The 19,794-nt window shown below is 70.7% G+C and carries 18 protein-coding genes and 1 pseudogene; 11 read left to right on the forward strand and 8 right to left on the reverse strand.

Annotated elements, in window-relative coordinates; all coding sequences use genetic code 11:
* Window positions 1-130, forward strand: a pseudogene (locus tag Q8W71_RS27935) (IS3 family transposase); the annotation flags it as partial.
* A 22-nt stretch (window positions 131-152) separates the two neighbouring features.
* Here the strand turns inward: Q8W71_RS27935 and Q8W71_RS27940 are convergent.
* Both Q8W71_RS27940 and Q8W71_RS27945 read right to left on the reverse strand, forming a co-directional pair.
* Window positions 153-1,760 (reverse strand): ISL3 family transposase, encoded by a 1,608-nt coding sequence (locus Q8W71_RS27940; RefSeq protein WP_305528675.1) that lies wholly within the window; start codon window positions 1,758-1,760, stop codon window positions 153-155.
* A 134-nt stretch (window positions 1,761-1,894) separates the two neighbouring features.
* Complete coding sequence (locus tag Q8W71_RS27945) at window positions 1,895-3,007, reverse strand: HD-GYP domain-containing protein (RefSeq protein ID WP_305528676.1); 1,113 nt, start codon at window positions 3,005-3,007, stop codon at window positions 1,895-1,897.
* Window positions 3,008-3,118: 111 nt separating this feature from the next.
* Between Q8W71_RS27945 and Q8W71_RS27950 the strand changes: the two genes are divergently transcribed.
* Entirely contained in the window at window positions 3,119-3,352 is a 234-nt protein-coding gene (locus tag Q8W71_RS27950) for a hypothetical protein (protein WP_305528677.1), read from the forward strand.
* Between the two features lie 22 nt (window positions 3,353-3,374).
* Here the strand turns inward: Q8W71_RS27950 and Q8W71_RS27955 are convergent, their stop codons facing one another.
* From Q8W71_RS27955 to Q8W71_RS27965, 3 genes are all read right to left on the reverse strand, one after another.
* Window positions 3,375-5,066 (reverse strand): methyl-accepting chemotaxis protein, encoded by a 1,692-nt coding sequence (locus Q8W71_RS27955; protein ID WP_305528678.1) that lies wholly within the window; start codon window positions 5,064-5,066, stop codon window positions 3,375-3,377.
* A gap of 439 nt (window positions 5,067-5,505) precedes the next feature.
* A complete protein-coding gene (locus Q8W71_RS27960; RefSeq protein ID WP_305528679.1) occupies window positions 5,506-6,474 on the reverse strand; it encodes an AraC family transcriptional regulator in 969 nt (322 codons plus the stop codon).
* Between the two features lie 406 nt (window positions 6,475-6,880).
* Window positions 6,881-7,312, reverse strand: a complete 432-nt coding sequence (locus tag Q8W71_RS27965; RefSeq protein WP_305528680.1) for a transposase — start codon at window positions 7,310-7,312, stop codon at window positions 6,881-6,883.
* A gap of 277 nt (window positions 7,313-7,589) precedes the next feature.
* Here Q8W71_RS27965 and Q8W71_RS27970 point away from each other — a divergent pair, with 277 nt between their 5' ends.
* On the forward strand, window positions 7,590-9,275 hold the full coding sequence (locus tag Q8W71_RS27970) for a phosphoenolpyruvate hydrolase family protein (protein ID WP_305528681.1): 1,686 nt from the start codon (window positions 7,590-7,592) through the stop codon (window positions 9,273-9,275).
* Here Q8W71_RS27970 and Q8W71_RS27975 read toward each other — a convergent pair.
* Entirely contained in the window at window positions 9,247-9,777 is a 531-nt protein-coding gene (locus tag Q8W71_RS27975; RefSeq protein WP_305528682.1) for a phosphoenolpyruvate hydrolase family protein, read from the reverse strand. The genes Q8W71_RS27970 and Q8W71_RS27975 overlap by 29 nt on opposite strands.
* A 240-nt stretch (window positions 9,778-10,017) precedes the next feature.
* On the opposite strand from Q8W71_RS27975, the gene Q8W71_RS27980 reads away from it, so the two are divergent.
* The 8 genes from Q8W71_RS27980 (at window position 10,018) to Q8W71_RS28015 (ending at window position 17,826) form a co-directional block, all read left to right on the forward strand.
* Window positions 10,018-10,896, forward strand: coding sequence for a branched-chain amino acid ABC transporter permease (locus Q8W71_RS27980; RefSeq protein WP_305528683.1), 879 nt, complete (start codon window positions 10,018-10,020; stop codon window positions 10,894-10,896).
* Window positions 10,893-11,909, forward strand: coding sequence for a branched-chain amino acid ABC transporter permease (locus Q8W71_RS27985; protein ID WP_305528684.1), 1,017 nt, complete (start codon window positions 10,893-10,895; stop codon window positions 11,907-11,909). The genes Q8W71_RS27980 and Q8W71_RS27985 overlap by 4 nt, the downstream gene beginning before the upstream one ends.
* An 84-nt stretch (window positions 11,910-11,993) precedes the next feature.
* Window positions 11,994-13,265, forward strand: a complete 1,272-nt coding sequence (locus tag Q8W71_RS27990) for an ABC transporter substrate-binding protein (protein ID WP_305528685.1) — start codon at window positions 11,994-11,996, stop codon at window positions 13,263-13,265.
* Between the two features lie 87 nt (window positions 13,266-13,352).
* A complete protein-coding gene (locus Q8W71_RS27995) occupies window positions 13,353-14,102 on the forward strand; it encodes an ABC transporter ATP-binding protein (protein ID WP_305528686.1) in 750 nt (249 codons plus the stop codon).
* Window positions 14,103-14,804: an ABC transporter ATP-binding protein gene (locus Q8W71_RS28000; protein ID WP_305528687.1), complete on the forward strand. Its 702-nt coding sequence runs from the start codon at window positions 14,103-14,105 to the stop codon at window positions 14,802-14,804.
* Window positions 14,805-14,847: 43 nt separating this feature from the next.
* The gene (locus Q8W71_RS28005) at window positions 14,848-16,053 is read left to right on the forward strand and encodes a Tm-1-like ATP-binding domain-containing protein (protein WP_305528688.1); all 1,206 of its coding nucleotides are present in this window, start codon (window positions 14,848-14,850) and stop codon (window positions 16,051-16,053) included.
* 4 nt (window positions 16,054-16,057) lie between these two features.
* Window positions 16,058-16,900 (forward strand): phosphoenolpyruvate hydrolase family protein, encoded by an 843-nt coding sequence (locus tag Q8W71_RS28010; protein WP_305528689.1) that lies wholly within the window; start codon window positions 16,058-16,060, stop codon window positions 16,898-16,900.
* Window positions 16,900-17,826 carry an SRPBCC family protein gene (locus Q8W71_RS28015; RefSeq protein ID WP_305528690.1) on the forward strand — a complete coding sequence of 309 codons (927 nt, stop codon included), beginning with the start codon at window positions 16,900-16,902 and terminating at the stop codon, window positions 17,824-17,826. The genes Q8W71_RS28010 and Q8W71_RS28015 overlap by 1 nt, the downstream gene beginning before the upstream one ends.
* Before the next feature lie 315 nt (window positions 17,827-18,141).
* Here Q8W71_RS28015 and Q8W71_RS28020 read toward each other — a convergent pair whose 3' ends face one another.
* Both Q8W71_RS28020 and Q8W71_RS28025 read right to left on the reverse strand, forming a co-directional pair.
* Entirely contained in the window at window positions 18,142-18,924 is a 783-nt protein-coding gene (locus Q8W71_RS28020; protein ID WP_305528691.1) for an ABC transporter ATP-binding protein, read from the reverse strand.
* Between the two features lie 86 nt (window positions 18,925-19,010).
* Window positions 19,011-19,793: an ABC transporter permease gene (locus Q8W71_RS28025; RefSeq protein ID WP_305528692.1), complete on the reverse strand. Its 783-nt coding sequence runs from the start codon at window positions 19,791-19,793 to the stop codon at window positions 19,011-19,013.
* Between the last annotated feature and the right edge of the window lies 1 nt (window position 19,794).

The raw sequence follows: 19,794 nt of genomic DNA on the forward strand, positions 1-19,794 counted from the left end.
CATCAGGCTGCGGCCAGAGCACCGCGACCACGTCTGGTCGTACGACTTCGTCGAGGCGCGCACCCACGATGGACGCAAGTTCCGGATGCTCAACGTCGTGGACGAGTTCACGCGCGAGTGTCTGACGGTTCTCCGTCGTTTTGTGTGGCGGGTCAGGCGGCGTTGAGGACGCGCTGGCGCAGCAGCTCGAAGCCGGCCCGACCATACATCTGACGTTTGATCGTCTTCAGGCGGCTGATCTGGCCCTCCGCCGGACCCGTCGACCACGGCAGCGCGATGGCGTTGGCGAGCGCGGCGGCGTCGCGCCGGAGGCCGGAGGCGAACCGCTTCAGCGCGCTTGATCGCGCCGCCCTCAGCCAATCGTCGACAGCCTCCGCGGACTGCCCGCGCAGCATGGCTGCGAACCGGACCGCGAGTTCTGCCGCATCAGCCAAGCTCGGTGCCTGACGCCGAAGGTGTTCGATGAACACGCCATCCTCGCCGTCGCTCGCGCCGGTCCCGCCCTGCAGGAGCTGAGCGATCCGGCGCGTCCCGGGCGGTTTCCACGCAGGCGGCGCACCGGCGATCCCGTGATCGAGCCGATCGGCTCCGACTCGACGACGCGCTGTCGCCCACGCGCGAACGACGCGCGGCTTGATCCGGGCGCCAAGCTGGTCGAGTTCGCGAGCCAACGCGGCCCCGTTGCGGCAGCCCTCGGACCAGCGCCGGTCGAGATAGGCGCGGTAGGGATCGATGACGCTCGGGCGCGGCGGCTTTGCCCAGGTCGGCGGCTCATCCCGGCGCAGCCAGCGCCGCACGGTCTTGCGATCGAGATCGAGGTGACGCGCGAGGCCGGCCACGGAGGCGCCGGCCGCATGCAGACGCAGAAGCTCGGCGTGACGCGCGCGACGGGGGGCATGCCGTTCCAGTTTGCGCCGGTCGGCAACCGTGACCGGGCGAGCCTGGCTCTTCTCGTCCCGAAGCATCGCGGCCCGTTCGTCGCCGAGCGTGCGAGCCACCGACCGGATCACGGCGTGTTGGCCGGTGATCGCCTCCTGCAGGGCCTCGCCGAGGTTCCGCAGAAGGTGCCATCGATCGAGGACATGCACCGCCTCGGGCGCGCCGTGCCGGACGCCCTCGGCATAGACCTCGGCCCGATCGCGGGCGACGATCTCGACCCCAGGATGGCGCCGCAGCCAGTCGGCGACCGCCTCGGCGTCGCGATCGGGCAGGAGGTCCGCGATGGCTCTTCGTTCCAAGTCGACGATCACCGTGCCGTAGCGGCGCCCGCGTCGCCACGCCCACTCGTCGATGGCGATCACGCGCGGCGGCAGCGCAACCGGTGTCGGTCCGGCCCGGACGATGCGCAACAGGGTGGATGAGCTGGCCGGGATGGCCAAGCGGTGGGCGAGCCGCGCGGCCGGGGCTCCGCCGAGGGCGAGGCCGAGATGGCGCTGCAGGTCATGGGGGCGCCGCGAGCGCCGGGCGTGCGGCGCGGCGACGTCCGGCGGGGTCTCGCTGAAGGTACGGCGGGGGCAGGCGGGATTGCGGCATCGCAGGCGGCGCAGGCGCACGCGCAGGCCGACGGAGCAGCCCTGCCAGGGCAGGTCGGCGAGGTGACGCTCGTAGGAGCCGTGGACGCGGTCCGATCGAATACGGCAGGCCGGACAGCACGGTGCTGTCGACCGCGGCACGGCCAGCACCGTCACGTGCTGGGGCTCGGTCGTGACGGCGACAACGCGCAGCGACGGGGGGATGAACGGGAGCAGGCGCTTGGGCATGGGGCGGCCTCGGGCGAGCATCACCCTCGTCCGAATCCGCTGCGGCCGCGGCGGGTCCCGCTCCGCCACACGAAGTGACGGAGAACCCGTGCTTGGTCCCATCATGTCGCCCCAGCTCACCCCATCTCGCCGGATCAGGCGGGCTCTTCGATGACCTCCCGCCTCAGTTCTGGCACCCGCGCCCACGGCTCGATCTCGCGCGCAATGGCTGCCAACCCGGACCCGGCCGACCCACGCACCATCCGGATCGCGTCCCACGCCATGACGAAGGCGTCGACGCAGGCCGGATCGAAGTGCCCGCCGCGCTCCGCCTCGACGCAGGCGCGCGCTTCCGAGAGGTCCATCGCGGCCTTGTACGGGCGCGTGGTCGTCAGCGCGTCGAACACGTCCGCCACCGCGACGATCCGAGCCGAGAGCGGTATGGCCTCCCCCGCGAGTCCGTGCGGGTAACCGCCACCGTCCCAGCGCTCGTGATGACCCTCGGCGATCTCGGCGGCCAGGCGGATCAGCTCGGAGGCGCTGTCGCCCAGGATCCGCTTGCCGATCACCGGGTGCATGCGGACGACCGCGAACTCCGCCTCGTCGAGGCGCCCCTTCTTCAAGAGGATACCGTCGGGCACCGCGACCTTGCCCACGTCGTGCAGCGGTGCGGCGAGGTACAGGCTGCGGCACAACGCCGGCTCCAGGCCCAGCGCCTCTGCTATGAGCTGGCTGTAGCGCGCCACCCGCCACGTGTGCTCGCCGGTATCGTTGTCGCGGTACTCGACCGCCAACGCGAGTCGGAAGATCACCTCGGCCTCGCGCTCGCGCAGGTGACGCATCGCGCGCTCGATCTCGCCGGCCATGCTCGACGCCTGATCGTCCAGGCGTCGCACAGCGCTGGCCAGGCGCACGAGGTTGCGCAGCCGCACGCTCAGTTCCACCCCCTTGGCGCGCTTGTCGATGAAGTCCGTGGCGCCCGCTTCCAGCGCGCTGAGCCGGACGGCGTCGCCAGCGTCGCCGGTGATCATCGCGACCGGCACCTGCGCGTAGTGTGGCACGGCGCGCAGTTCGCGGATGAAGGTGATGCCGTCCATCCCGGGCATATGCTGGTCGACGAGCACCAGATCGAAGGCGCGGGTACGCCCCTCGATCAGGGCTGAGAGCGGGTCGTGATGAGGCGTGACGATGACGCCGCGTCTCTGTTCCAGCATCCGTTGCAGCCGAAGCCGCATGGTCGAACTGTCATCGACCAGCAAAACGTCCACGACGTTGCCCTCCAGGGCTTGAAGGCTTCGCGGACAGTCCAACCGGTGCCGCGCGAAGCCGGGGGGTCAGGTGGGGAAAGTCCGCGCGGCGGCGACGAGGCGGGAGACTTCGTGAGCGACGTCCTCCAGCCGCTCCCGAAGGCAGCTCCGATCAAGATCCTCAGCACCGGCCGCGGCGAGAACCGCAATCTCGCGGCGCAACTCGTGGGTCAGATGATCCAGGGAGGTGGCGAGACCGCGGATCTGCGATCCGCGTGGACCGAGCTTCACACCCGCAGCGAAGGCCTGGGCGAGCTCGGCGGCGAGCCGGGCGGCGCCGTCGGCGTCGATCCGGCATGGTATTGAGCGGATCTCGGGCATCGCCACTTCACGCGGCGCGCACGGTGGCGAGGAAGCGGGCGACCTCCGCTGTCAGGTGCTCGGATTGCCGCGATAGCTCGGACGCCGCGCCCAGCACCTGGGTCGCCGCAGCACCCGTCTCCTCCGCCGCCCCCGCCACACCGGCGATGTTGCCCGTCACCTCGCCCGTGCCCGCCGCTGCCTGCGCCACGTTGCGCACGATCTCCTGTGTCGCCGCCCCCTGCTCCTCGACCGCCGCCGCGATCGACGTCGCCACGCCGCTGATCTCACGGATCCGCTCGGTGATGCCCCCGATAGAGGCTGCCGCTTGGCCCGTCGAAGCTTGGATCCGCGCAATCTGGCCAGTGATGTCGTTCGTGGCCTTGGCCGTCTGCTCGGCCAGCGCCTTCACCTCCGCGGCGACCACCGCGAACCCGCGGCCGGCTTGGCCCGCCCGCGCTGCCTCGATCGTCGCGTTCAGCGCCAGCAGGTTGGTCTGGCTCGCGATGCCTGAGATCATCCCGACCATGTCCCCGATCCGTGCCACCGCACCGCTGAGCTCCTGCACCAAGCCGCCGGTTTGGTCGGCTTCCGCCACCGCCACCCGGGCGAGATCGGCCGATCCCGCTACCTGCCGACCGATCTCCTGCACCGAGGCACCAAGCTGCTCGGCTGCCGCCGCCACCGTGCCGACATTGCTCGCTGCCTCCTCAGCCGCCGCCGCCACCGCGCTCGACTGCGCTGCCGTCTCGGCCGCCGTGCCGCTCATTGCGCCCGCGGTCGCCTGCAACTCTGTGGCGGCCGACGACACGCTGCCGATGATCCCGCCCACCGCTTGCTCGAAGCCGTCGGCCATGGCACGCATGCCGGCCTTACGCTGTTCCTCCGCAGCGAGCCTGGCCTGGGCGGTCTCTCCCTCCAGCGCTCGCGTCCGCAGCAGGTTGTCCTTGAACACCTGCACGGCTGCGGCCATCGCACCGATCTCGTCGTGGCGTGCGCCATAGGGCACCGCGGCTTCCGCGTCGCCGCCGGCCAGGACCTGCATGGCCTCCGTCATCCGGGTGATCGGCCGCGACACGCGCAGCAGGCCGAAGGCAGCGGCCGCGAGCGCCGTGAGCAGGGCTAGCGTCACGGCGCCGTAGGCTTCCCCCGTCGCCGCACTGACCTCGGCCATGGCCGCGTCCGCGTCCCGGCGCGCGCCGCCCTCGTTCAGCGTTACGCCGCGTTGCAGAGTGGCGCGGGCCTCGTCGTAGAGGCGCGCCGCATCGGGACCGGTCATCAGCGCGAGCGCGGCGGCCTGCTGCCCGGCCTTCATCAGGCGGCGCGCCTCGGCGTCTGCACGTTCGAACCGGGTCCAAGCCGAGGTGAAGCTTTCATAGAGCGCGCGCTCCTCCGACGTGACGATCATCGGCTCGTAGGCCCGACGAGCGACTGAGAGCCTGTCGTGGGTGGCGGCGAGTTGTGCCTCGTTCTCGACCAGCCGAGCGGAGGTATCGGACAGTGCGAGCAGGCGGAGTTGCTTGATGCGCACCTCGGAGGCGGCGGCGCGGATCTCGTTCACGGCGACGACGGAGGGCAGCCAGTTGGTGGCGACCTCAGTAATGGAACGCCGGATACCGCCGAGCTTGAGCAGCGAGAGACCCCCCTGAGTTGCACAGATCAGGGCGAGCAGAGCGAAGGCCGCGGCGAGCGCGGCCCGAAGGGAAATATGCAGGCGCATAATTTGCTCGTCTGTAGATCAGCCTCAAGCACCGATCTCGTGCGCCATTGGCGGCGAGCGAACGGTCGTGAGCAGATGTCAACGCGATCAAAGCTGGGACGGGACCACGTTTCACACGCATCCGTAGTCCCTGCCCTCGAAAATTACGATCATTTATATAATAATTCGTTAAATATCGGAAATTTTCTGATCGTTGCTTGAAGAGAAAGTGCTAGTTCCTGCGTTTCAGCCTAGCATTCGATCGGATCGGCTCAAAAAGCATGCATCTCTGCATGGAATGAGATAGACGGTGCGCGGAATGAGAGTCGGATGCAGCCCTCCGCCGACATCTTCTCGTCCGTGGACGCGCGATGTTCAGACGGTCTTCGCCAGGATGAACGACCCCGGTCGCAGTTGCGCACGCCTATGCGAGTTGACGGTGTCCCGAAGTCGCGCCCGTTCACGCTCTGGCTCTCCGCTCGCCGGGCGTGGCGCCGTAGGCGGACCGGTAGCAGCGGAAGAAGGTGGACAGGCTCTCGAAACCGGCGGCGAAGGCGGCTTGTGTCACCGACATCTGTGGGTCCTTCTGTAGCAGTCGATCCGCGCGCTCCAGCCGCCGGGCCAGGATGTATCGGCTGAAGCTCTCGCCACTCGGTTCGAACGCGAGGTGTAGCGTGCGCACCGAAACGCCAAGCCACGCTGCTACTTGAGCGGGACCCAGATCCGGGCGGAGCAAGTTCTGCTCGATCAGCCGCTGCGCCCGTACCAGCAAGGCCTCGCGGATCGCGGTCGCGGCCGCATCCTCGCGGATGTCGGTCATACCGCGTGCCCCGACGGCCAATTGTGCCAGTGTCCGAACCGCCAGATCGGCGGACGCGCCCGTGAGACGGGGCGCCTGCTCGATGAACGCGGCGAGATAGCTGCGCAGCAGGGCATTGAGCCCGGAAGCCGACCAGTGCTGATGCGAAGCGAGTCTCATCGAAGCCAGTGAGAGCTCGGGCACGGCGGCGAGCGGTATCTTGACCGCCCGGTAGACGCAGAGCGTCCCCGGCGCGGGCATATCCGGATCAGGGGCGTTGCCGTAGGGGACATCGCTCATGCCCGTGAAAAGCGCACCGTCGCCGACGAGTTCCGCCCGGTCACCGACGATCGTCAGGCCGCGACCGCGGACGAGATGGCGAACGTAGAAGCTGTCGTCCGGCGCGCGATCGATCGCCCGCTCGGTTCGGCGCATCGTGTAGGAGGTGACCGCCACGTCGATCAGCTTCGCGGGCCCCACCGCTCTGGCGGTCATGCGGCCCGTGAAGTGGGGTCGCCATTCGGGCAAGATCTCGGCCTCGACACCGAACATACGCCGGGCCCGTTCCTCGCGCCAAAGCTCGAACCGGTCGCGCGGTGGAACGTGGTCGGTCGAGAAGGTCTGCATCATTCTCACGCACCGTGGATGCCGACGCGACCACCATAGAAGGAGTCTGAATAGGCGCGCAATTCGTAATGCCGGTGAGCACGCGGAAAGCAATTGCGCGGCGGACACAGGGACGCCATCGTCGTCGCCGTGAAACATGCAGAAATACGCACGGCACGCATCCTCGGCTGCGTCACGAGAGCGAACTTCTAGCAGCCCGTTCTGAAAAGAATTTTGACCTCCTCATAATTGCACCCCCTCGTGACCACGAGCGACTTGGCGGCGGTGCCGCGCGCTGCGGTCCGGGATCGATGATGGGCTTATCGAGGTCGGCCGGTCCGGCCTGTCAGGCGACACGGCAAACTGGTTCTTCCGCAGGTTCGGTGCTGAGGGGCTGGGTTGGTGTTTTGGCTGGAGGAGAGCAGGCGCCTCAGGCGGCATGCAGGACGCACTGCCGAAGCAGATCGAAGTTGGCGCGGCCGTACATGGAGCGCTTGATCAGCTTGAGGCGGTTGACCTGTCCCTCGACCGGCCCGTTGATCCAAGGCTCCGCGATGGCCGTCTGCACGGCGGCTTCGTCCTGTCGCAGCCCGGCGACCAAGCCGCCGAGTCCGCTCGCGGCGGCCGCGTCCAGCCACAGCTTCAAAGCGGCGGGATCACCCGCGCGCAGGATCGTGCCGAAGCCACGCACCTGCTCGGCCGCGGCCTGCAATCTGGGTGCGAGACCGCAGAGCACTTCGACGAAGCGGAGGTCATCGACAGAGAGCTTGGCCGTATCGCACGTCAGCCACCGCGCGATACGGCGCGTTGTGGATCGGCGCGAACTATGACCCCGTGACAAATGCTGCTGAACAGCTCGCAAGACGAGGAAATTTCAATTCCCGGCGGGGGCACGATCGGCGCCGATCATGCCCCCGCCTCTCCGGGCATTTCAGCCAACGTCTCAGCGACTTGAGTTGATTCTCGAGGGAGGCATGGTTCGACGCCGATCCACAGGCCATGCCGCCTTTCCGCGCGGACTTGGTGCCGATCGGCAGGCGTTGCACTCTGCACGAACGCTCCGCGCGCCGGGGCACCGCGCTGTGAGGACGGGGCGATTGGCCGAGGCGATCTCATCGACTCTCTTCCATGGCCGACCCGTGACCGACCTTCTGGTCGGGGCGGCCATCGGGTTGGGGATGACCGCGCGGGCGGCGGCCCAGGGCGGAGCCGACTTCCTGCTCGCCCTCAATGCCGGACGCCTGCGGGTCATGGGCGCGCCGTCCGTCGCGGCGCTGTTCCCGATCCGCGAGGCCAACGGCTTCACGGACGCCTTCGCCCGCAGCGAGATCCTGGATCGGGTGTCGGTGCCGGTCTTCTTCGGAGCCGCCGCGTTCGATCCGCGCCTCGATGTCGAGGCGCTCGCCGCGCGCCTAGCCCGGGCCGGCTATGCCGGCGTCGCCAACTTTCCCACGGCGATCCATTTCGAGGGCCGCTTCCGCAAGGCGCTCGAAGAGGCTGGACTGGGATTCGCAAGGGAGATCGCGCTGCTGCGCGCCGCGCGGGCCGCCGGGCTCGCGACCTTCGGTTACGCCAAGACCCGCGAGGAGATCGAGGGGCTGCTTTCGGCCGAGGTCGACATCCTGTGCCTCAACTTCGGCTGGAATGCGGGCGGTTCGCTCGGCATCGACGGGGTCCCGCTCGACGAGGCGGCCGACCGGGCGCGCCGGGTGTTCCAGTGGGTCCGTCAGGCCCGGCCGGACACGATCTGCGTCGTGGAGGGCGGGCCGATCGTCGATTCCGCCGGCATGATCCGTGTCTGCGACGAGGCGAAGGCGGATGGCTACGTCGGCGGCTCGACCCTCGACCGGCTTCCGCTCGAAATGTCGGTGATGCAGACGACATCCTCGTTCAAGACGGCGAGCCTGCTGCGCCCGGTCCGGGACGAGGCCCAGCGCGAGCACGCCCGGATCACGGCGCTCGCCGGACTGGTCGGGCAATCCGAGGCGGTCACCCGTATGGTCGAGCGGATCGCCCGCCTCGTCGCGACCGACCTCGCGATGCTGGTGCTGGGAGAGCCCGGCTCCGGCCGGACAACGGTCGCCCGCGCCGTCCACGTCGCGAGCCGGCGGGCGGGCTCCTTCTTTGTTCTGGATGCGGCCGATCCCGGCATCGCCGAAGCGCTCTTCGGCGATGCGGTGCGACGCCCGGGCGCGCTCGATGCGGAGGATGCGACCGTGGTGGTGGAAAACATCGGGGAGCTCTCCGCCGCGTTGCAGGATCGTCTCGCGCGAACCCTGGAGCAGGCGATCGTCGGCCGGTTCGGGCGCGGGGACCGCCGGCGCGCCCGCCTCGTGGTCACCGCCACCAATTGCAACGGCCTTACCCCGGCGCTGCTGGCCCGCGTCGAGGCCGGGCGGATCGACGTCCCGCCCCTGCGCGATCGCCCGGAGGACATCCCGCTGCTGGCGCGGGCGATGCTGCGGGGCCTCGTGCGACGCGAGCCGGGGCAGGGATCTCCCGGTATCGAGCCCGCCGTCTACCGCCTGCTCATGACCCGTGATTGGCCGGGCAACCTGCGCGAACTGCGCTCGCTCCTCGCCCGTGCCGCCAGCGAGAGCCCGGACGGAACGATCCACAGCGCCTGCATCGCCCGGCTCTGCCAGGCGCAGGGCGAGGCCCGCCCGGAACCTTTGGCCGACGAGCGGGCCTGGATCGTGGACGCCCTGCGCCGCAACCGCTTCCGCCGCGCCGAGACCGCCGCCTTCCTCGGCCTCTCGCGCAAGACCCTCTACAACAAGATGCGGCTCTACGGCCTCACCGAGGGAGGGGCGCGAAGGTCGTGACCCCCGAGCCGAGGGCCGGGACGGCGAGGATGGGCGCGATTCCCGCCGCGTCGAGCCGCGCCGCGAAGGCGGCCGAGGCGGCGCAGCCGAGGGGCTCGAGCCCCGCTTCGCGCAGGCGGACGAGGGTGGCGATCTCCTCGTCGGGACCGTAGCCGACCGCCGCGATGGTCCGTCCCGGCTCCCCGTCGATGGCCTGGACGCTCGGATAGTTCGCGACCCGGCGCAGACCGGCGGCCCGCAACGTCTCCGCCATGTCGGAGACCCGCAGGAACGGGTCGGTGCAGAACACCGCGGCGACCGGCGCGGGTCCGCTTCCGATCCCTTTGCCCGCGAGGCAGGCCGTCAGGGCACCGTTGACGTCGCACACCGGCAGCAGCGCCAGCAGATCGAGGATCGCGTCGGGCGTCCCCGCGAGGGCCGGCAGGAACAGCGTACCCGCCCGCTCGGGCCCAGCGAGGCCGTCGAGCGTCGTCCGCAGGGTCAGCCCGGTCCCCATCCCCATGCTTGCCCTCTCGACACCTGCGAGGCGCGCCGATGCCTTCCGGTCGGCACTTGCCCAATCTTACCCACCCGGCCGGTCCCGCGCACTGGACCCGATCGCTGCCGCAGGGGACAGTTCACTCAACGGCCACACCAAGGGCTCGATCGAGAGCCGAGACGGCCAAGTCCGGACGGCCGAGAACCGGCCGGCGGACCGCGGACCCGGGCGCCCGCGGCGACCCGCGGATCAGGGAGGAAACCGATGGCGCTAGCCGCCACCGTGGTGCTGAACGGGCTGACGCTGGCCGCGCTCTACTTCGTGGTGGCGTCGGGCTTCTCGCTGATCTTCGGCCTGATGCGCACCGTGAACATGGCCCACGGCTCGCTCTACCTCGTCGGCGCCTACATCGCCTACGCCGTGTTCGAACCGCTCTACGACCGGGAGGCGTGGTACGCGTGGTATCTCGCCGTGCCGGTCGGCATGGCGGCCGCGGCGCTCGCGGGCGTCGCCATGCAGAAGCTGCTGCTCGGCTGGATGCAGGGCCAGGAACTGCGGCAGGCGCTGGTCACCATCGGCGTCTCGATCGTCGTGGCCGATCAGTTGCTCGCCCATTTCGGCGGGACGCCCCGGCAATTCCTCGCCCCGGACGCGCTGTTCGGCACGACCGAGCTTCCCCTCGTCGGCCGCTACCCGACCTTCCGGCTGGTCCAGATCGCTGTTGCGGTCGCGGTGGGTCTCGGTCTGTGGCTGCTGCTCGCCCGGACGAAGCTCGGCCTGATGGTGCGGGCCGGCGTCGACGACCAGACGATGCTCTCGGCCTGCGGGGTGAACGTGCCGCGCGTGGCGCTCGCGGTGTTCGCCCTCGGCGCCGCGCTCGCCGGCCTCGGCGGGGTGATCGGCGCCACCGCCCAGCCGCTGGCGCAGGGAATGGACGGGCGCTTCCTCCTCACCTCCCTCGTGGTGGTAATCGTCGGCGGCATGGGCTCGGTGCCCGGCACCGCGGTCGGATCGGTGCTGGTCGGCCTCGCCGAGCAGATCGGGCAGGCGCTGTTTCCCACCTACGCCGTCATCTTGACCTTCGGGCTGATGGTCGCGGTGCTCGCGGTGCGCCCGCAGGGGCTGATGGGGCGGTCCGCATGAGCGCCCGGCTCTCGCTCCTGGCGTTCGCCGTTCTCCTGGCCGCTCCGTTCCTGCTCGGGCTCGCGATGCCACAGGCCCAGGCGCAGTTCTGGACCGTCAACATCCTCGGCCGCGCCCTGGTCTACGGCATCGTGGCGCTGTCGCTCACCTTCCTGGCCACCTACGGCGGCTTCGTCTCCCTCGCGCAGATGACGGTTGCCGGCATCGCCGGCTACGGGGTCGCGATCCTGGTCGAGGGGGCGGTGCCGGGCATCGTCGGGGGGCTGCCCTACGCCCTCGCGGTCCCGGCGGGCATCCTCGCCGCCACCTTGGCAGGCCTGCTCATCGGGGCGATCGCGGTGCGCACCCGCGACATCTACCTCCTGATGATCACCCTGGCGCTGGCGATGGCGGTCTCGCGCTTCGCCGAATCGAACATCGACTGGTTCAACGGCTACGAAGGCATCCGCAACGTCGTCGGGCCGACCCTGTTCGGGGTGCCGTTCCGCCAGCCGCACCTGTTCTACTACGCGTCGCTCGCCGCGGCCGCCGCCCTCTACGCCGGCGTGCTCTACCTCGTGCGCACCCCGTTCGGGCTCGTACTCCAGGCGATCCGCGACAATCCCCGCCGCGCCGCGGCCCTGGGCTACGACGTGGCGCTCCACCGCATCGCCGCCTTCGGGGTCGCGGGCTTCATCGCCGGCTGCGGCGGCGTGCTGACGACGATCTACAACATCGGCATCTCGCCCGGTTCGATCGGGCTCGGCGCCAGCGTCAACATCCTGATCATCAGCGTCATCGGCGGGCTCGGCCACCCGGTCGGCGCCTTCGTCGGATCGCTGATCTTCGCGGTCTTCGACACCTTCGCGGCCTCTCTGTACGACCGCGACCGCTTCAACACTCTGATCGGCCTCGTCTTCCTCGGCATCGTGCTGGTCTCGCCGGACGGGATCGTGGGCCTCGCCCGCCGCATCCCGAGCCTGCTCCGGCTCCCGCGCCGGGCGCAGGCCGCCCGGGCGGCCGAGACGGGTTGAGGCGTGGCAGGACATCGACCTGAGCCCGGCGCGGACGGTCCCGCGCGCCGGTCGCCAGAGAACGGGGCCGACGGAGGACGCACAATGACGACGCTGACCCGCCGACAGGCGCTCGCGGGATTGAGCACCGCCACGCTCGCCGGGGCCTTCCCGGCCCCGGCCATCGCCCAGAACGCGCCGATCAAGCTCGGCGGGCTCACCACCCTGGAGGGACCCTTCGCCACCGGCGGCCAGGACGCGTTCCGCTGCGTCCAGATGGAGCTGGAGCGGATCAACAACATGGCCGGCGGCCGGCGCATCGAGTTCATCCGCGAGAGTTCGAACGCCCGCGCCGACGTGGCGCTGGCCCGCGCCCGCAAGCTCGTCGAGCAGGACGGCGTCGACATCGTGCTCGGGCCGCTCTCGGGCGCCGAGGGCATCGCGCTCAAGGATTATTCCGCGACGCTCACCGGCAAGACCATCGTCAACGGCTCCTCGGCCGCGGCCGACACCACACTGCGCAACCCGTCCAAGAACTTCTTCCGGTTCTCCACCGACGGCACCCAGTGGATGGCCGGCGTCGGCAACCACGTCCGCAAGACGATGGGCATCGGGGAGGTCTGCGTGGTCGCGGGCGACTACGCTTTCCCCTACGCCCAGGTATTCGGCTTCAGCCTCGAATATTGCCGCGCCGGCGGCCGGGCGACCTATCTGTGGTCGCCGCTCGGCACCACCGACTTCGCCTCGCAGATCGCCCAGATCCCCAAGAGCGCGGGCGCGCTGGTGGTGGTCCACGGCGGCACCGACGGCCTCGCCTTCATGACGCAGTACGCGCAGGCGGGCGGCAGCCTGCCGATCATCGGCGGCTCGATCATGGCCGACCAGACCATGATGTCGGCCCGCGGCCCGCACCGGAAGCTGATGGTCGGCATGGTCAGCGGCGGCCCGATCGCCGACATCAACGACGACCCAATCTGGAACGACTTCGTCGCCCGCTACCGCAAGCGCTGGGCGAACGAGGGCGGCTTCCAGTCGCCGTCGATCCACGGGGTGAACTACACCACCAACCTCCAGGGCATCCTCGGCGCCCTGGAGGAGGTGCGCGGCGACCTCTCGGGCGACCAGCAGGCGTTCCAGGCGGCGCTGGCCAAGCGCCGGTTCAAGAACCCGATGGGGGCCGAGGTCTTCCTCGACCACAACCGGCAGGCCGTGTCGGACATCTTCCTGACCAAGATCGAGGAGCGGGAGGGCAAGCCGGTGACGGTGGCCTTCGCCCGGGCGCCGGCGATCAACCAGACCCTCGGGGTGCCGGAGGACCGCTTCCTCGCCCTCGGGGCGCCCTCGCGCAACAACACCGGCTGCATCGCCGCCACCTGAGCGCGGCGGCCCTCGCGGACGATCCCCGCGCACGATCCCCGCCCGCGCCGCGTCCCGGCGCGGGCCTCCAAGTCCGGTCGAGCCGCCATGCCCCCCGAACCCGCCCTCGAACTCACCGGGATCGGCCGCCGCTTCGGCGCGCTGCACGCGGTCCGCGGCGTCACCCTGCGCGTTGCACCCGGCGAGCGCCGGGCCGTCCTCGGCCCCAACGGCGCGGGCAAGACCACGCTGTTCAACCTCGTCTGCGGCGATTTCCCACCGACCGAGGGGCGCATCGCCTTCTTCGGCCGGGACATCACCGGCCTGCCGGCCCACCGGCGCACGCGGCTCGGGATCGGGCGGACCTACCAGACCTCGCTGCTCTTCAACGGGCTCGGCGTCCTCGACAACCTCTACCTCGCGGTGCGCGGCGGCCGGCCGGGCCGGTTCTCGTTCCGCCGGCCCGGGCGCGGCGACCCGCACCTCGCCCGCGCCCGGGGGCTCGCAGAGCGGATGCGCCTGACGCACCTGGAGGAGCGGCCGGTCTCGGACCTCTCGCACGGCCAGCGCCGCCAACTGGAGGTCGGGATGGCGCTCGCCTGCGACCCGAAGGTGCTGATGCTCGACGAGCCCGCCGCCGGCCTCTCACCCGGCGACCGGCCGGAGCTTCTGGCGCTGCTCCGGGGCCTGCCGCGCAGCCTCACCCTCGTGCTGGTCGAGCACGACATGGACGTGGCCCTGCCCGCCTCGGACATCGTGACGGTGATGAAGGACGGCGCGGTCGCGGTCGAGGCGACGCCGGACCGGATCGGATCCGACCCGACCGTGCAGGCGATCTATCTCGGGAAGGGGCACTGAATGCTCGTGGTGCGCGACCTCCACGTCCGCTTCGGGCAGGCGCACATCCTCCAGGGGGTCGACCTCGCGGTCGGCCCCGAACCCCTCGCGATCGTCGGGCGCAACGGCATGGGCAAGACCACCCTCTGCCAGGCGATCATGGGCATGGTCGCCGGCCGGGGTCAGATCAGCCTCGACGACACCGACCTCGCCGGGCGGGCCCCGAACCGCGTCGCCCGGGCCGGCATCGCGCTGGTGCCGCAGGGCCGGCGCACCTTCCCGTCGCTGACCGTCGACGAGCACCTGCGTCTCGTCGACCAGGGACCGCGCGCGCGCTGGACCCGGGCGCGCGCCTACGAGACCTTTCCGCGGCTGGCCGAGCGGCGGCGCAACGGCGGCACGCAGCTCTCAGGCGGCGAGCAGCAGATGCTCGCCATCGCCCGCGCCCTGCTGATGAACCCGCGGCTCGTCATCATGGACGAGCCCTCCGAAGGGCTCGCCCCGGTGATCGTCGACCACCTCGCAGGGGTGCTGCGCGGTCTCACCGCCGAGGGCATCGGGCTCCTGCTGGTCGAGCAGAACCTGCGCATGGCGACGGCGGTGTGCGACCACGTCGCCGTGATGGTGACCGGCCGCATCGCCGCGACGCTGCAGGCGACCGAACTCGCCGGGAACGAGGACCTGCAGCGGCGCTATCTCGGCGTCGCGGCCGGACATCATTGATCGCGGGAATCGACAGGGCGGAAACGACTGTGGGAGGAGCGGGATGAGCGTCGTCTACGTCGTTGGCACCTGCGACACCAAGGAGGCCGAGCTGGTCTATGCCCGTGACCTCGTGCGGGGGACGGGTACGCGGGCGATGCTGATCGATGTCGGCACCCTCGGCGCCTCGGCCCTGGCGGACGTGCCGGCGGCCGAGGTTGCGGCCCACCACCCGGGTGGCGCCGATGCCGTGCTCGGCGGCGGCGACCGCGGCGCCGCGGTCGCCGCGATGGCCGAGGCGCTCACCCGCTTCCTCGCGACGCGCGACGACATCGGCGCGGTGCTGGGCCTCGGCGGCTCGGGCAACACCGCACTCGTTACCCAGGCGATGCGCGCCCTGCCGGTCGGGGTGCCGAAGCTCGTCGTGTCCACGGTCGCCTCGGGTCACACCGCCGACTATGTCGGTCCCAGCGACATCGCCCTGATGTACGCGGTCGTCGACATCGCCGGCCTCAACGCGATCTCCCGGCGGGTGATCGGCAACGCCGCCCACGCGGCGGCCGGCATGGCGTCGCGCGCACCGCCGCAGGCGCCGGCCGACAAGCCGGGCCTCGGCCTCACGATGTTCGGCGTGACCACCGCCTGCGTCACCCAGGTCCGCGATGCGCTCGCGGACACGTACGAGACCTACGTCTTCCACGCCACCGGCACCGGCGGCCAGTCGATGGAGAAGCTCGCCGATTCGGGGCTGCTGGCCGGCCTGCTCGACATCACCACGACCGAGGTCGCCGACCACCTGTTCGGCGGCGTGTTTCCCTGCACGGCCGACCGCTTCGGCGCCGCGATCCGCGCCCGGCTGCCCTATGTCGGCTCCGTCGGGGCGGTGGACATGGTGAATTTCGGGCCCCGGGAGACCGTGCCGGAGCGCTGCCGCGACCGGACCCTCTACGTCCACAACCCGCAGGTCACGCTGATGCGCACGACCCCGGAGGAGAACCGGGCGATCGGCGCGTTCATCGTCGAGCGACTCAACCGCATGGAGGGCCCGGTCCGCTTCCTGCTGCCGCTCGGCGGCGTCTCGGCGATCGACGTGCCGGGGATGCCCTTCCACGACCCGGAGGCCGACGCCGCGCTGTTCGCGGCGATCCGCGACGGCTGGCGCCCGGCGCCGAACCGCAGCCTCGTCGAGGTCGATGCCGCCGTGAACGACCCCGCCTTCGCGCGGGCGCTCGTCGCCGCGTTCCGCGACATCGCGCACGAAAGGACCTGAGCCCATGCCCCGCCACGCCCGCCGCGACCTGCTGGCGAAATTCCACGCCATGATCGCCCGGCGCCAGCCCATCATCGGGGGGGGCGCCGGCACCGGACTCTCTGCCAAGTGCGAGGAGGCGGGCGGCATCGACCTCATCGTGATCTACAATTCCGGCCGCTACCGCATGGCAGGGCGCGGCTCGCTGGCCGGGCTGCTCGCCTACGGCAACGCCAATGCGATCGTGAAGGAGATGGCCCGCGAGGTGCTGCCGGTCGTCCGCCACACGCCGGTCATCGCCGGGGTCAACGGAACCGACCCGTTCGTCATCATGGACCAGTACCTCGACGAGCTGATCGCGCTGGGCTTCTCGGGCGTCCAGAACTTCCCCACCGTCGGGCTCATCGACGGCACCTTCCGGGCGAACCTGGAGGAGACCGGCATGGGGTTCGGGCTGGAGATCGACATGATCCGGCTCGCCCACGCCAAGGACCTGCTCACCACGCCCTACGTGTTCAGCGCCGAGGAGGCGGTCGAGATGGCGCGGGCGGGGGCCGACATCATCGTCCCGCATATGGGGCTGACCACCGGCGGGGCGATCGGCGCCGGGACGGCGCTGAGGCTCGCCGACTGTCCCGCCCTGGTCGACGGCTGGGCCGAGGCGGCGCGGTGCGTGCGGCCCGACATCATCGTGCTCTGCCACGGCGGCCCGATCGCGACGCCGGAGGATGCCGCCTACGTGCTCGCCAACACCCGTCTGTGCCACGGCTTCTACGGCGCCTCCTCGATGGAGCGTCTGCCGGCCGAGACAGCCCTGACCGGCCAGACCCGCTCGTTCAAGTCCATCGCCTTCCCGGAGACCCGCTGATGGCCCGCGCCTACGCCTCCACGATCATCGATGCCCCGGTCGAGACGGTCTGGTCGCTGATCCGCGACTTCAACGGCCTGCCGTCCTGGGTGCCGGGCATCACCGGCAGCGCGATCGAGGACGGGCTCGACGCCGACGTGGTCGGCTGCGTGCGCGCCTTCCACCTCGCCGACGGCACCCTGGTGCGCGAGCGGCTGCTCTCCCTCGACGACCACCGCTACAGCTTCAGCTACAATTTCGAGACGCCGGCCTTCCCGGTGGCGGATTATTGCGCCCGCGTCGCGCTGATCCCGGTCACCAACGGCGACGCGACCTTCGCCGAGTGGGAGGCCACCTTCGACGAGCGCCCCGAGGATGCCGGCAGATTTGCCGGGATCATCGCCGACGGGGTCTTCAAGGCGGGCTGGGACGCCCTGAAGGCGAGGATCGCCCGCGAGGTTCCGCAGAAGCCCGGGGGCACCGTGCGCTGGCAGGGCCTGCCGCCCCACAAGGTCTTCTGCTCGTCAGTGATCGATGCACCCGTGGAGACGGTCTGGGCGGTGATCCGCGACTTCGCCGGCATGGCGGACTGGCACCCCGACATCACCCGCATGCACATGCTGGGCGGCGCGCGCCCGGACAAGGTGTCGGGCGTGCGCGACTTCCTGTTCGGCGAGGGGCACCTCAACGAGGAGCTGATCCAGCTCTGCGACCGGACGCGCTCCTACACCTACCGCATCACCAAGAGCCCGATGCCCTGGCTGCACTACGTCTCCGGGCCGCGCCTGCGGCCGGTCACGGACGGCAACCGCACCTTCGGAACGTGGTTCGGTGACTGGACGGCCTCGCCCGCCGACGATGTCGTGCTGATCCCCCAGGTCCATCACGGCGTCTATCAGGCGGCGTTCGACACGGTCGCCACCCGCCTGAATGTGAATAGGCGCTGAAGTGTGCCCCCTTGCGCAGGTCTGTCCGGGGCGCCGAGGCCTGATCCGAAGGGACTCTCGACACAGGAGCGGAGTCCCACATGGCCGACCTGAGTGCGGCGTGAAGTCAAGCCGCCGGACCAGATACCGCCCGGACGTGAGGGCTCGTCGCTCATGTCAAAACGCCAGTGTCCAGCGTGGGGTGGAGGGACATCTTCGACCTTCGGATCACAGCGCATTCTGCACCTCGATCCAAAAGCGCTCGCCATCCCAGCCCGTCTCAACCGGTTCGCCAGCAATATCCAAACCGGGGCAATCCCATTCTTCAGCATGAGCCTACCACCAGCCGGCGCGTCCCTCGGGAGAGAGGTCGCGGCGGGGCTTCGCCGGGCGCAGGGAGCGATCGAGGGCGGCCATCACCCGGCGCACCGCCTCTTCAAAGCGCGCCGAGACGGGGTCGCGCGGCCGGGCTAGCCCGATCGCCACGGTCTCGTCGAGGCGGCCCGGCCTTGGGCGCATCACCACCACCCGGTCGGCCAGCGTCACGGCCTCGCCCACGTCGTGCGTGACGATCAGGATCGTCGGCTTCGACTCCGCCCACAGGTCGAGGAGCTGGTCGTGCAGGCCCCGGCGCGTGAAGGCGTCGAGCGCCGAGAAGGGCTCGTCGAGGAGCAGCACCCGTGGCTGCGGAACGAAGGCCCGGGCGATGGCGACCCGTTGCTGCTGACCCCCCGACAGCTCCCGCGGCCAGCGTCGGCCGTACTCGGACAGGCCGATCCGCTCCAGGGCCCGGACGACGCGGGCGCGGCGCTCCGCGCGGCCGACATCCGCCAGGCCGAAGCCGACGTTGTCCGCGACGGTGAGCCAGGGCAGCAGCCGCGGCTCCTGGAAGACGACGCCGACGCTCGGGTGAGGCTCGCGGATCGTCTCGCCGTCGACCTGTACGCGCCCCGCGCTGGCCCGGTCGAGCCCCGCGATCAGCCGCAGCAGCGTCGTCTTCCCGCAGCCGGACCCGCCGATCAGCGCGACGATCTCGCCGGGCGCCACCGACAGCCCGATGCCGGACAGGGCCTGCGTGCCGTCCGCGTAGGTCTTCGAGAGGGCGTCGACGGTCAGCACGGCGGTCTCTTGCGCAGGCGGGGCACGACGGCGCGCGACACCGGCCCGCGATGCCGCGCGCGACGGGCCGGGAACGGGCCCGGCCGTCACAGGCTCTCCCGCACCGTATCCTGCCAGCGCGTCAAGGGCCGCGTCAGCGCGACGAGCACGGTGTCGGCGAGCTTGCCGACGAGGGCAAAGGCGATGATCGCGGCCAGGATCTGGTCCGGCTTGCCGAATTGCTGGCCGTCGACCAGCAGGTAGCCGAGGCCCTCGGAGGCCCCCATCAGCTCCGCCGCGACGACGAACAGGAAGCCGAGGCCCAGCCCGGTGCGCAGCCCGACCAGCGTCGCCGGCAGCACCGCGGGCAGAAGGATGCGGCGGGCGAGCGCGAGGCGCGATAGGCGGTAGACGCGCCCGACCTCGACGAGCTTGCGGTCCACCGAAGCGATCGCCCCGGACACGCCGACATAGACGGGGAAGAACACACCGACGGCGATCAGCAGGATCTTCGGGGTCTCCAAGATCCCGAACCAGAGGATGAACAGCGGCACCCAGGCGAGCGAGGGCACCGCGCGCAGGGCCTGCAGGCTCGGGTCGATGAGCCGGCGCACGGCGGGCAGCATGGCGACCGCGGCGCCCGCCAGAATCCCGGCGGCGGCGCCGCAGAGGAAGCCGAGGCCGACTCGGACCAGAGTCGCCGCGACGTGGGTGAGAAGGTCCCCCGACGCGGCGAGGTCCGCCAGCGTCGCGCCGATCCGACTCGGCGGCGGCAGCAGGCGGCCGGACGCCGCACCCGTATCGACCGCGACCTCCCAGCCGAGCGCCAGGGTCACCGGCAGGACGAGCGCGAGGACGACGGCAAGGCCGCCCCGCCGCAGCGGCGGCATC

Source organism: Methylobacterium amylolyticum (genome assembly GCF_030700245.1).
In the GTDB taxonomy this organism is placed as follows: domain Bacteria; phylum Pseudomonadota; class Alphaproteobacteria; order Rhizobiales; family Beijerinckiaceae; genus Methylobacterium.